Source organism: Vallitaleaceae bacterium 9-2 (assembly GCA_038396585.1).
Taxonomy (GTDB): domain Bacteria; phylum Bacillota; class Clostridia; order Lachnospirales; family Vallitaleaceae; genus UBA1351.
This window is the reverse complement of record CP121691.1, coordinates 1,037,196-1,050,344: the sequence shown is the minus strand read 5'-3', so window position 1 is coordinate 1,050,344 and position 13,149 is coordinate 1,037,196. Positions and strand designations below refer to the sequence as shown.

At 36.8% G+C, this 13,149-nt stretch carries 13 protein-coding genes; all 13 read right to left on the bottom strand.

Annotated elements, in window-relative coordinates:
* Positions 1 to 3: 3 nt before the first annotated feature.
* Positions 4 to 729: an energy-coupling factor transporter transmembrane component T gene (locus QBE53_04885; protein WZL82443.1), complete on the bottom strand. Its 726-nt coding sequence runs from the start codon at positions 727 to 729 to the stop codon at positions 4 to 6.
* A gap of 21 nt (positions 730 to 750) precedes the next feature.
* On the bottom strand, positions 751 to 1,332 hold the full coding sequence (locus QBE53_04880) for an MptD family putative ECF transporter S component (GenBank protein WZL82442.1): 582 nt from the start codon (positions 1,330 to 1,332) through the stop codon (positions 751 to 753).
* 266 nt (positions 1,333 to 1,598) lie between these two features.
* Positions 1,599 to 3,317, bottom strand: coding sequence for a phosphoenolpyruvate--protein phosphotransferase (gene ptsP, locus QBE53_04875; GenBank protein WZL82441.1), 1,719 nt, complete (start codon positions 3,315 to 3,317; stop codon positions 1,599 to 1,601).
* Position 3,318: 1 nt separating this feature from the next.
* The gene (locus tag QBE53_04870; GenBank protein ID WZL82440.1) at positions 3,319 to 4,302 is read right to left on the bottom strand and encodes a sugar-binding domain-containing protein; all 984 of its coding nucleotides are present in this window, start codon (positions 4,300 to 4,302) and stop codon (positions 3,319 to 3,321) included.
* 32 nt (positions 4,303 to 4,334) lie between these two features.
* Complete coding sequence (locus QBE53_04865) at positions 4,335 to 5,057, bottom strand: L-ribulose-5-phosphate 4-epimerase (protein WZL82439.1); 723 nt, start codon at positions 5,055 to 5,057, stop codon at positions 4,335 to 4,337.
* Positions 5,047 to 5,910 (bottom strand): L-ribulose-5-phosphate 3-epimerase, encoded by an 864-nt coding sequence (locus tag QBE53_04860; protein ID WZL82438.1) that lies wholly within the window; start codon positions 5,908 to 5,910, stop codon positions 5,047 to 5,049. The genes QBE53_04865 and QBE53_04860 overlap by 11 nt, the downstream gene beginning before the upstream one ends.
* Before the next feature lie 17 nt (positions 5,911 to 5,927).
* Positions 5,928 to 6,992 (bottom strand): L-ascorbate 6-phosphate lactonase, encoded by a 1,065-nt coding sequence (gene ulaG, locus QBE53_04855; GenBank protein WZL82437.1) that lies wholly within the window; start codon positions 6,990 to 6,992, stop codon positions 5,928 to 5,930.
* A gap of 42 nt (positions 6,993 to 7,034) precedes the next feature.
* The gene (locus tag QBE53_04850) at positions 7,035 to 8,060 is read right to left on the bottom strand and encodes a hypothetical protein (GenBank protein ID WZL82436.1); all 1,026 of its coding nucleotides are present in this window, start codon (positions 8,058 to 8,060) and stop codon (positions 7,035 to 7,037) included.
* A 180-nt stretch (positions 8,061 to 8,240) separates the two neighbouring features.
* On the bottom strand, positions 8,241 to 9,620 hold the full coding sequence (locus QBE53_04845) for a sulfatase (GenBank protein WZL82435.1): 1,380 nt from the start codon (positions 9,618 to 9,620) through the stop codon (positions 8,241 to 8,243).
* A gap of 1 nt (position 9,621) precedes the next feature.
* Positions 9,622 to 9,909, bottom strand: a complete 288-nt coding sequence (locus QBE53_04840) for a PTS sugar transporter subunit IIB (GenBank protein WZL82434.1) — start codon at positions 9,907 to 9,909, stop codon at positions 9,622 to 9,624.
* Between the two features lie 18 nt (positions 9,910 to 9,927).
* A complete protein-coding gene (locus QBE53_04835) occupies positions 9,928 to 11,334 on the bottom strand; it encodes a PTS transporter subunit IIC (GenBank protein WZL82433.1) in 1,407 nt (468 codons plus the stop codon).
* Between the two features lie 18 nt (positions 11,335 to 11,352).
* Entirely contained in the window at positions 11,353 to 11,805 is a 453-nt protein-coding gene (locus QBE53_04830; GenBank protein WZL82432.1) for a PTS sugar transporter subunit IIA, read from the bottom strand.
* 302 nt (positions 11,806 to 12,107) lie between these two features.
* A complete protein-coding gene (locus tag QBE53_04825) occupies positions 12,108 to 13,148 on the bottom strand; it encodes an NAD-dependent epimerase/dehydratase family protein (protein ID WZL82431.1) in 1,041 nt (346 codons plus the stop codon).
* Position 13,149: the final 1 nt, after the last annotated feature.

The following is a 13,149-nucleotide window of genomic DNA, read 5'->3' as shown; positions in this document are numbered from 1 at the left end:
TGCTCACCTTCCTTTTGAGTAAATCAGCAATACCAATGTTACCAGTGCAAAAAGTGTATACAGATAGTCCCTCCAGGCAAAACCAATATGACATACATTGGTTCTTTTCGTCTCTGCACCCAGACCTCTTGTTAATGCAGAACATGAAAGTTCTTCCCCTATTTTTACGCAAGAGATAAATAAAGGAATTAATCTATATTCCATTAATGTTAATATATTACCTTTTGAGCTTCCAAAGCTGACCCCTCGCATTTTCATCGCATCATTGATTGATGTATGCTCTTGCTTGATTGTCGGAAAAAACCTAAACATTACTGACAAAGGAATGGTCACTTGTTTTGGGATTTTTAATCTCTCCATTGCCGCAATAAATTCACTCACTGTAGTTGTCCGTAACAGATAATATCCCATTAAAAGCCCTGGCCCCATACGATTAATAACACTTGTTAACATTGCAATCACTATACTAACACTTCCATGAGCAGTATCCAGCAATAAAATATATAAAACAAGTGAGCTCGCATATACCATTGTCAGCAACATTGTTTGTCGATATTGCTTAGTTAACCATAATAAAGATAAGGGTATTGCTGCAGCCAGCGCCATAACATACCATGCATTAACTGTAAATGCAGACATGTTAATAATGAGTAAAATCATAATCTTTGTGCGTGGGTCAAGCTTTTGTTGCTCCTGATCAAGTGTTACTTGCATATAGCTTTTTTCCACAACGTTCCTCCTTTAATCCTCTTAGGCAATTCCTGCTTTTTCAAAATGTTTTTTGAGCATTTTAAAACCAAAGATTGCACCAATAACTCCGCCACAAAATGCCATCAACGGAAAAGTCCATGCTGCCTTTTCAAAAAGACCTAATACTGCCTGTGTATAATCAGCGCCCATACTATCTGTCATCGTTTTTTCAAATGCATCTTTCATAATCCAAAAAGGTAACAGCATGCCTAATAACCACATACTAAATACTCCATAACCTACTACAGAAAGTTTTTTGCTCTTATAATTTCCCAGTTTAAAAATCAAGTCTGCCAACACACCAAAGACAACGCCTGTAACAATTGGTGTATACGAATGCCCTGTCAACATCATTAAGCCTCCAAGTATAGTTCCCATAATCGTAACCATTCCAAACTTGTCGACTTTTGTTAAAAAAAGCATAAATGGAATCCCTGAAACCATAGGTAATAATAGCGGTATCAAGACAAAAAGTATTGGTATATAACCAAGCATCCCCATAGCAAAGAACAAGACAAAGTATATTGCTGTAAAAACTCCTGTCGTAATTAAATCTTTTGTGTGCATTTTTTGTTGTTTCATATTTAATCCTTTCTGCTGTTTATTGTATTGTTGTAAAAGAAAAAAAGTAGTATTTTTAACAATCCGTCCCCGATATCACCTCTTTTTATTGATATCGGTAGTCATTCTCATTGTAACGTTAAAAAAATATACCTTTATCTTTTCGTATTGATAATACATCTCATTTATGTTCAACAGTTTTATTCTAACTTTTATTATTTGATTTGTCAACGAAAATAATCCTGAGTACAAGACTCAGGATTATTGTGAATGCTTATTTTATATAGTTATATTGACCATTGCACATTTTTTACAAGTGCCAAGACATCCTCTTGGCTGGTTAATGTTAATGCCTCCTTGGCTATCTTACTTGCCTGGCGGCTATCAATCCTTGCGGCTTGCTGGCGCGCTCTTAAGATTCCTGGCGCACTCATGCTAAACTCATCTAACCCCAAACCAATCAGTAATCCAAGGGCCAAGGGTTCTCCTGCCATCTCTCCGCACATGCCGACCCACTTACCTTCTTTATGGGCCGCCTCTATTACCATATGTACTAGATTCAAGATCGCCGGATTAAACGGTTGATATAGATAGGATACGTTCTCATTCATACGGTCTGCTGCAAATGTATACTGAATCAAGTCATTGGTCCCTATGGAAAAGAAGTCCACCTCTTTTGCAAATACCGGCGCCATTATGGCTGTTGACGGTATCTCTACCATGATTCCAATCTTATACTTAAACTCGGCTTCACTATACTTTGTGTTTTGTTGTAGCTCTTCTTTGGCCACTTCAAGCAATCTTTTTGCCTGGCGCAACTCTTCTAACGTTGCTATCATCGGGAACATGATATGCAGATTCCCATAGACGCTCGCTCGCAATAATGCTTTTAACTGGGTCAAGAACAACTCCTCATTCGACAGGCACAGACGTATCGCACGATTTCCTAAAAATGGATTCAACTCCTTATCCATTGTCATATAATCCAGCTCTTTGTCTCCTCCGATATCGAGTGTTCTTACTACCACCGGTTTGTTCTCCATGGCTTCCAGCACTTTTTTATACGCCTCGAATTGTTCATCTTCTGTAGGGAAGTTTTTCTTGCCCATATATAAAAATTCTGTTCGGTATAGTCCTATACACTCTGCTCCATGGGACAATGCTCCTTCGATATCTTCTGGACTTCCGATATTGGCTCCAATCTCGATATGCACTCCATCGGCAGTTACGCTGGCTTTATCTATATAGGTCTCTCGAAGTTTCTTTTGCCGTTCAAGCTCTTGTATTTTCTCTGCATATTCTTCCAATCGCTCTTGTTCCGGGTTCTGATAGATGATGCCTTCGTTCCCATCTAGAATGACCTGCTCGCCATCCTTTAAGCTCTCAAATCCTGTCATTGTACCTACTACTGCCGGAATCTCAAGGGTTCTTGCCATAATGGCGCTATGGCTGGTTCGCCCGCCTATATCCGTTATAAATCCTTTGACCCATCGGCGGTTTAACTGCGCTGTGTCTGATGGCGTCAAATCTCTTGCCACTAAGATGACCTCTGAATTGATCTCGCTTAAGTCATGACTTTTTAGCCCTTTCATATGCATGAGCACACGTCGGGATACATCCTTTATATCTGCCGCACGTTCCCGCAGATATTCGTTATCCATACTTTCAAACATTGCCACAAACTGTTGGCTGACCTTCTCTAGCCCATATTCTCCATTGATCTTTTCTGTCTCTATCACTTCTTTGACTTGACCGATAAACTCCGGGTCTTTTAGGATTTCTATATGTGCTTCAAAAATCGCCGCTGTCTCCGGGCTGATGTTTTCTTGCGCATGCTCTTTGATTCCTTCTAAATCAACAATGCTTTGGCTTACGCCTTGCTTAAACCGTTCTATCTCTGCTCCACAATCTTCCACTGTGTTTGTTTTTGCTTGCACATCGACATGATCGTACTTAAATATCTTGCCTATGCATATGCCTTCGCTCGCACCAATTCCATGTATCAAATTAGCAACCTCCCTTTTCTATTTCTTTAAGTTTTTTTCCATACTTTAACACAAGTCGCAGCGTGTCTTCATCCGATACAATGGTGTGAACAAGCCCCCCCCTGAGTGCCGCAAAGATAGCTTTTGCTTTTTTCTCACCAGCGGCAATAGCAAAGATTTTCTTTTCTTTAATAGTATCAGTTCGAATCCCTATGACCGAATCATTTGCCGGTATGTCCAAGAATTCTCCCTTTTGATCAAAAAAATGGGCTAGAATAAATCCAATTCCACCATGGTTTATAACTTGCTCTTTAATATTTGACTCGACATGATTATCCCAAAGTGTCTGAAATGTTGATGTTTCACTATCAACGGCTCCAATACCACTTAAGATTAGATCACACCCTTCAATCATAGCTAATGTGTCTCGAATTAATGGTGTTTCAACAATTGCCTTTCTAGCATGAGCATCATGAATATATATCGGTGAAGGCAATGGATACAATTTACCATCTAATTTACTGGATATACTTCGTCCAATACTTAACATATCAAGTTTGTTCATGTCATAACTAATCGCACCAAATAGCTCGACTATACGAATACCTGAGTAACTATGTTTTTTTAGATAAGATGTGCAAACACGTACATGTTTCCCCCAAGATATACCTAAGGTCATATCATCGTGTAACACCATCCCTAATTCTTTAGCCGCTGCTTTTCCAACTTCATTAATGGTTTCTTGTTCATCAGACAATGTTTTGACAATCACAACATTAGGCACATTAAATGTTCTTCGTATTTCACCTTGCAGTTCTTCCATCTGTTCATTATTGTAATTAATGGTAATATCAACAATATGCAAATCCCGAGCTTTTTTTAAAAGTCTCGAAATTTTGGGGCGAGATAGGAAAAGAGCTTTCGCCACCTCATTTTGCGTCTTTCCCTCCAAATAGTATAGAACAGATGCATCAATCATTAATTGTTGTTCGTCTTTGTCTGCCATTATTTCACCTCAATTACCTAATGTATGTTGCATTAATTTTTTTGTCCATAATAGGCATTTTTACCATGTTTTCTCAAATAATGCTTTTCTAAAAGTTCCTTTTTAACTGGCCTTATTTTCGGATTTAGTTGTTCACATCGGTAAGCCATCTTTGCAACCTCTTCTAGTACTTTTGCATTTTGAACCGCATCTAATGGATGCTTTCCCCAAGTAAATGGTCCATGATTCGAAATAATAACTCCAGGCACTTCCAACGGGAAAATACAACGTTGCTCAAATGTTTCTATAATTACTTTTCCTGTATTATGTTCATAGTCCTTTGCTATTTCTTCATCATTTAACGCTCTTGTACAAGGAATCTCACCATAAAAATAGTCAGCGTGCGTCGTTCCATAACACGGAATGCTTCTACCTGCCTGGGCCCATGAAGTGGCCCACTGTGAATGTGTATGTACTATACTATTTATTTTATCATATTTTCTGTAAAGAGCAAGATGTGTTGGTGCATCTGATGAAGGTTTCAACTTACCTTCAACAATTTCACCCTCCAAATTCATAACAACCATATCTTCAACTTGCATTTTTTCATAGTCCACACCACTTGGTTTTATGACGACAAGTCCTGTTTCCCAGTCAATTCCGCTGACATTTCCCCATGTGTATATAACTAAATCTTGCTTTACTAATTCAATATTTGCTTTAAAAACTTGTTGCTTTAAAATATTTATACGTTCATTAATTTGATTATGTATCAAATCGGTTCCCCGCTTTCTTCGTCAACCACACTTTTGCTTTTTTTATATAACTTACACTTTCTTCAAAAGTCAAGTCCATAGAGTTATCCACCCACATCTCCACTAAAAAGGGACCTTGAAATTCTAGCTGGTCCAATTTCCGAAATAATTTTTGGAAATCTACTGTTCCTTCTCCGAAAGGTACACATTTGAACACTCCTTTTTTTGTATCCTTTAAATGAATCCCAACAATATGATTAATCCCTTTTGCTAATTCCTCCTCCGGTTCATCCGTCCATTGACTTAAATTTCCAAAATCCGGATAAATCTGTAGCCAAGGTGATTGGACTTCTTTAATAAAGCGCATGCAGCGCGTAATGGTCCCAATAAATTCTGTATCCATAATTTCTATGGACAGCATGACATTTGCACTCGCAGCTTTTTTTGTTGCATACTTAAGTCCATCAATGAAGAGTTGAGTTGTCACATCATCTGATGCTTCATAGTAAACATCATACCCTGCTAATTGAATGTTTCGAACCCCAAGGTCTTTTGCCAATGCGATAGCTTTATCCATCATATCAAAAGCTTTTTTTCGAATCTGATTATCGCGACTGCCAAAAGGATATCGCCGATGTCCACTTAGACAGATAGAATTGATATAAAAATCATTGTCTGCTAAAAGTTTTTTGATGTATTCACGCTTTTCTTTACTCCAATCAAGACGATATAGGCGTTCGTCACTCTCATCAATAGACATTTCGATAAATTCATATCCTGCTGCTTTTGCAATTTTTATTTTTGTAGCCCAATCAAATTTATTTGGAATGGCTTTTTCATAAATTCCCATCGGATTATTACTTAGACTATACATAATACCTCCATCATACTTTATAACAATGTCTTAAATGGCAGGTCCGGTTCAATCGCAAATGCATCGTGAAAACCTCTGTCATACATGTATTCCATTCCATCTTTATCGATTGGCCAAGTAAACTTACCTCCTACTTGCCAAATATAGGGTTTAAACTTGTACTTTAATCGGTCCTTTTTCATGTGCCACAAGGTTGTAATCTCTTTGGGGTCCGCCATAAAATTTGTCCAAATATCATGATGAATCGGTATAACAACTTTGGTCTTTAAGCACTCCGCCATACGCAAAATACCTTCTGCCGTTAATTTATCCGTCATTCCTCGTGGGTTTTCGCCAAATGAACCTAGGGCTACGTCAATCTCATGATCGTTTCCATGCTTTGCAAAGTAATTGGAGTAATGCGAATCGCCACTATGATAAAGATTGCCTCCTGGTGTTTTGAATAGGTAATTCAACGCTAAATCATCCATCTCTTGTGGCATTTTCCCTTTAAGTGTTACTCCTTTAGGCGCTGTAACTAATTCTGTTCGATCAAAAGAGTCCAATGCAACAATCTCAACATCTTTGACTTTATAAGTATCTCCCGGTTTTAACGTAACTAAACGTTCCTCTGGCACTCCCCATGCTCTCCACAAGTCAGTACACGCTTTGGGCCCGATAAATTTTACAGATGCATCTGTATTTTGACAAACTGCAGCCGCAACATTTTCATCAATGTGATCGCCATGGTCATGTGTTGAAAGTACAGCGTCAATTTCTTTAATCATAAACGGATCAATCACAACCGGAACATTTCTAAGGTTTGGTTGGAGTTCAACACATCCAATCATTCGCTGATGTTGGTGCTGTTCTTTCATCAAGCCATTTCCATGACTTTTCTTACCTGTTTTTACCCAAAGATCCACACATAAATTCGCATTGCCCTCTGACTTTAACCAGATACCTGTACATCCAAGCCACCACATTGAAAAAGTTCCATGTTCTACTTTTGTATTTTCAATTTCTTCATTTAACCATGTCCCCCATTCAGGAAATGTGCTTAAGATCCAACTCTCTCTTGTAATTTCATTAATTTTACTCATTTATATTCTCCTTTGTCATTTTTTATAATATATTGTTTTTATTTAATCCATGGTGTATAGAGCAGCTTCGCCAATTTGACGATTGGCTGACATAATATAACTCTTGTCTTTAATCTGTATAATTCTAGCATTACTAGATCCTACATTTTCATCAATGAGGGTGGATAAATACCCATGTTCTTTATCATATTGAACGAGATATAGTTGTTGTGAGTCTTTTCGGGCTCCAAGTACAAAACTTGGTTTTCCTCCAATAATACCTGCAAAAATCGCATGATAAAAATCCATGGGAACAGGATAGCTATATACACTTTCATATCCGTTTCCTATTTTTTTCATGATATTCATTTTGTTACCATGGAAAGGACTAAGTAATGCAAATTCTAATTCGCCATCTCCATCAAGATCAATAGCTGCGACATCACTTACCGGATGCTCAAAAATCTGTTCCATCTTCCAAGATTCTGCTTGAATTGGCGGCATCACAACAGCAACTCCTTCTTTGGAAGCCACAAAAACAGCGTCTTGTCCTTTCCACTTTCCTCGGTTAAATCCATGATTTTGGGTTAATCCTTCTTTTAAAATTTCTAGTTCTACTTTGATTGGTTTTTCTAATGCTTTTGGTAATTGAGCTACATATATCTTTCCTGGTTGAGTCCAATCTTCTTTATCTTTTTTCCCTGAATGCAGGGTACATCCTATAAAGTATCGACACTCCGGTCCATCAATCACGTCAAACCGATGTAAATATGGAATGTCAAAAAGTTTGACTTCACTAAATTTTCCTTGATGATAGCGAATAAGATAGACTGCACTGGTCTCTGAGTCCACCATAGAGTAAAATCCTTTTGAAGCAAAAAAGTATCCTTCATAATCCGGTACAGCAACAATGGACATCGTACCTCCGCCACCTTCCCAAAGCACTTTTTTATTTTCAAAATTCTTTCCTGAATAGATTTGGCATGAACCAACTCCTTCCGCTGCATAAATCAAGTGAGTCTCTCCGTATATTTCAACAGCATTGACTGAATAGCACTTAAAAATTTCATCAATGATTTGTTTATTCATAATTCTTCATCTCCTTTCGAACTATTGCCTCTATATTACATCTTTTATAAACATTTGTACATAATTTATGCATTTTTGAACATTTGTTCATTAATATATATTTTTTTCATACTTATAGACTTATAAATTTATCTAAAAAGGTCGTCAATCTGTATTGATTGGCCGACCTTTTTAATACTTTTACATCCATTTTTTATGAATATGACCTTCAAGAAAATCGTCTTTTGAAGAGCCATTAGGCGTTGTACTTTCTTTTTTGTTGATTACCCATTCAGGCTTCAACTCAACCCCCTCTTCATACAAAATATCCTGTGTCGCTTTTCGCCATTGATTCAATTGCCTACGTAGTTCTTCTAAAATTTCGTTATACTTTAGATTATCAACTAAATTATTCTTTTCATGGGGATCATGATACAAATCATACAATTGATATAAAGGCTTTTCTTTTTGTTTAAGTCCACTCTCTACCAAAAAATCTTTCGTTGGCGAATCATTAATATTTGATAACTGATACAAGGCATAATCATCCAAATATTCAATATATTTATATCGCTGGGTCCGAATTGCACGAGCCGGTTCAAAAGACGTATGAAAATTCATTTCAAAAAATAGAGCATCATGCACATGTTCTTCTCTTTTTTCTAACATAGGAACAAGGGATTTCCCTTCCATTTTATGTTCGGGTTTTAACTTCAAATAATCACACAGAGTCGGCATCACATCCAAGTGGCTGACCAATCCCTCATAGCTTCTTCCTTGCGTACTCCACGGCAAGTAAAACATCAATGCGACTTCCAAACCAAGATCTGTTAGATTACTTTTTCCATGAGGAACAGCAATGCCATGATCTGTTGTAAATACAATAATTGTATCTTCTAATAGTTTTTCTTCTTCCAATGTATCAAGAATCTGACCAAATAGTGTATCCACACATTCCACACTCGTATTGTATTGTGAAAAGTCGTGACGAATTGGCATAACATTGGCCATTCCTTCGGGAACACCATGATTTACTTTCAAACCCTCTAAAGACATGGGAGGATATGGACGATGGGTCCCAAAAAAACCCATAGACATGAAAAATGGCGATTTATTATTATGTTTTTTCAGCCAAGCAATTGCGTTACTCACATTGTCAATATCCCAAGGGCGTTTGTCTATTAAGTCATCCAAATTTAATGTTGTTGTTATATTTTCACAATAACCTATGATATCTGCGGCTTTATCTGCTTCTTTATAATGGCCTGCTTCATGTTGAATTCCACACAAAACTGTATCATACTGTGCTTGATTGAAAGTATTAACCAAGTGATGCTGATAATCCTGCATTTTAAAGCCTCTATTTACTAATCCAATCATACCATTTTGGTGAGGATACTGACTCGATAACAAAGCAGATCGACTGGGAGAGCATGTTGGAGACACTGAAAACGCCTGATTAAAAACATGCGCATTCTTCGAAAACTTTTCAAGATTTGGTGTATCTAGTTTATATCCATAAGGACTGAAGTATCTTCCACTATCATGGGTATGCACATATAAAACATTGTATTTTTTCACTTTATTGGCCTCCTAAAAAGGTCTCAATAGCTTTTCTTGCTTCTTCTTTTGCAACAACATTTTTCAAACCAATGATTTTTTCTGGATGATCTGCTGCTGAAAAGTTCGTGACCATTGAACTTAAGGTAAAAACCAAGTCAAACTGATTGACTTTTGATTTTGCTGTACCAATGCTCTCATGGGTAATCTCACATGGGACACCTAACTCATCAAAAATCTGTTTTACATTCCTTTTCATAATCATACTGGAACCAATTCCTGCTCCACACGCTACAAGTACTTTATACATTGTCATCTTCCTTTCTTTTTAAAAATAATTTTCCTTGTTTCTCTTATATTGTAATTGTGGAATCAAAAGCATTAATATTAAGGACAATATGACTCCAAAGATTCCAAAGCTTTTCACAATCCCTCCAATACCAAGCCACACAGTTGATAAGTCTAGATTGCCATACCAACCGCCATATTTAGCTAAACCATAGAGCATAACTCCGACCGCTCCAAGTAACGCCTGCATAATTCCAGAGATAAAGGGTATCCCCATTGCAGCTTTTCGTCCACCTCGCTTGTTCGCATAGACAGCTAAGGTTGCATTATCAAAGAAAACCGGAACAAAGCCTGTTAACATCAAAATCGGAGACTTAAATACTAACAATCCTAAAATCGCAATCAACTGTCCTAGGAATCCACAAACAAATCCAAGTAAAATCGTATTTGACGAAGCAAATCCATATGTCGCAGCACAATCTACTGCCGGTACTGCACCTTTTAACAGCTTTTCAGAAATACCATGGAATGACTCCGTAATTTCCGCAACAAACATTTTCACACCTGTTTGGAGAATAATAAAATTAACTGTAAATGACAAACTTTTTTGTATGACATACGATGTATAGGAGCTTTTCGCTACATTTGGATCAAACTGGTTCATAGCATCAGATCCGACAATAGCTAAGATCGATCCAAACATAATCAACATTAATACACTCGATCCAACTATATTATCCGAAAGAACACTTAGTACTCCTGGAAGTTTTACACTTTCAACGCTATCTTCAGCATCACCAAATTTATGTGCAAACTTATCCGTTAACCATATTCCAAACATTTGTGAATGTCCAACCGCAAACACTCGTTCTCCATCAGTCAAACGTTGTGTTGCTTCTACCGTAAGATTTGAAAAAACCGACCAATAAACACCAATAAGTAGTCCAATCATTATAATACCGATTGTATTTTGAAAATCCGGTAAAGCATAAAAAATCATCCAGGTTATAAAGCCCGCTTGCTTTACCATAATATGACCTGTTGTATATACTGTTCTAATTTTTGTGATTTTAATGAGCATTACTAGACTTATATTCATTGCAAATCCAATAAGTAAAACAAACATTGTTGAAGATAAAGATTGTCCGATATCTTGAATCGCTTGATTCGCTGCTGCAAATCCAATATTTGAGTCAATAACTGCTGCATTAATTTTAAACCTATCCATTAATCCTTGTAAAATCGGAGCAAATGAAGTTATCATTCCTTTGGCCCCAACTTGTAATATCATGTAACCAACAGCAGCCTTTATTCCCCCTGCTATCGCTTCCCAAACTGTCTTTTTCATTAATGTGTATCCTAGTGCAACTAAAATAGCCATCAAAAAAGGTGGAAAAGAAATTATAGTATCAAAAACTGCTTGAAAAATACCAATTACAATATCCATAAGTGTTCCTCCATTATTTTAAAGTAAATTAATTAGCTGATTGTAATCATCTAATGATTTTGTTTCTAAGAGCGCTTGTAACAATTCATCATTTTGCAAAACATCCATTAAACCCGTTATATTCTCTAAATGTTTTTCTGCATTATCTGCAACAATGGTAAAAAATAATTTAGCTTTTTTTTCTTCTTCTTTATCATAAAAGACAACACAATCTTTAAATACTGTTAGCGAAACCCCTGTTCCTTTTATCCCTTTACTCGTTGTTGGAGCATGAGGCATCGCCACATTTGGAATTAATACTATATATGGACCATGTTCTTCTAATGATAAAATAATATCTTGTGCATATTCTTTTGTTACAATACCTTTTTCTTCTAGTTTTTGACAGCTCACCTTGATTGCATCTTCCCATGATTCTGGCTGTTCTTGCGCATAGAGTACTAAATCATTTTCTTGCAAACGTTTTAACATTTTATTTCTCCTTTTGCATATTAAATTTTACTTAAATAACTTTCAAAAATTGATATATCCTCCTTTCCATACACGTAATGTCAACAAAACATTTTATTTAAAAATATTATATCAACGCAAAGAATATTTGTCCACTTTATATATTTTTATGAACATTTGTTCATCATTATGTGTGTTTTCACCTGATTTTATTGAATTATTCCGTAATATTTATGCACTTTATACTCAACCATCAACTTCTTCTAAAGAATTATATATCAAAAAAACAAGGAACCTCTCCTCATCAGAAGTTCCTTGCTACTTTATATCAGTTTATCTCTTTTTAATTGTTCAATATGATCTACAACTGTCTTTTCCAATGGGATATACTGTATTTTTAAATCTTTGACACTTTTTGAATGGTCACAAACCAATGGATAACCGACATTTTTCGTAACATATGTCCTAGAAAAACCAATTGTTGGTGCGATAATCCACAGAATCCACTTTGCAACATATCGCTTTGGCAATTTATATTGTGCGGGATAATTTTTCTCGATGATTCGACTAAGATCGAGTAAATCGCCTGCCTCATTTGCAATAATATAGCGTCCTTTTGCTTCTAATGAAAAGGCTGCTAACACATGTCCTCTTGCCACATCTCTCACATCCGAATAGATAAAAGACAATTCAGGCGCCCCCATACTGATGTCTCCGCGTAACATACGTAGAAGGGTTTCTATACTCGTTGAATCTTTTCGCGTGGTCAATGATGGACCTAGCACAAATCCCGGATGAATCGTGACTAATCGCCATCGAAGCTGCTCTTTCTCCATTGCCCATGCCACTTTTTCCGCTTCCGTTTTTGATAGACTATACGCATTGTGTTTAAGTGTACTTGTTGTGTTCCACATTTCTTCATTAAGGGCACCCATTCGGCTATTGTGCAAATCTTGGTTATCCCCATATATTGCTGCAAGGCTACTTGTAAGCACTACTCTCGTCACCGTATCTGATTTGTTCACCGCATTAAGTACATTCTTCGTTCCCTCAACTGCAGGATCAATCAAATTTTTTTGTGGGTCATTCTTATCATCTAAGAAAAAAGGTGACGCTGTATGTATAACGATTTGTGCTCCTGCAACCGCTTCGTCAAAAGAACCTTCATGAGTTAAGTTGGCTTCATAGACCCTTAACGTACCAGGTGATTGTTCTTCCAGTGCTAAAAGATGTTTGTATTTTTCTACTTTGGATTTGTCTCGAACTGTCGTACGCACTTCATGTCCTTCTTGTAGCAAATCATGGATAATCCAAGAGGCGATATAGCCACTTCCACCAGTTACCGTAACAATTGCTTTACTCACA

Excerpts from the sequence above, each read along its gene's own strand:
- QBE53_04830 (WZL82432.1), bottom strand. The coding sequence starts at position 11,805 with ATGTTAAAACGTTTGCAAGAAAATGATTTAGTACTCTATGCGCAAGAA.
- QBE53_04870 (WZL82440.1), bottom strand. The coding sequence starts at position 4,302 with ATGGCAGACAAAGACGAACAACAATTAATGATTGATGCATCTGTTCTA.
- QBE53_04860 (WZL82438.1), bottom strand. The coding sequence starts at position 5,910 with ATGTATAGTCTAAGTAATAATCCGATGGGAATTTATGAAAAAGCCATT.
- QBE53_04880 (WZL82442.1), bottom strand. The coding sequence starts at position 1,332 with ATGAAACAACAAAAAATGCACACAAAAGATTTAATTACGACAGGAGTT.
- QBE53_04840 (WZL82434.1), bottom strand. The coding sequence starts at position 9,909 with ATGTATAAAGTACTTGTAGCGTGTGGAGCAGGAATTGGTTCCAGTATG.
- QBE53_04835 (WZL82433.1), bottom strand. The coding sequence starts at position 11,334 with ATGGATATTGTAATTGGTATTTTTCAAGCAGTTTTTGATACTATAATT.
- QBE53_04850 (WZL82436.1), bottom strand. The coding sequence starts at position 8,060 with ATGAATAAACAAATCATTGATGAAATTTTTAAGTGCTATTCAGTCAAT.
- ulaG (WZL82437.1), bottom strand. The coding sequence starts at position 6,992 with ATGAGTAAAATTAATGAAATTACAAGAGAGAGTTGGATCTTAAGCACA.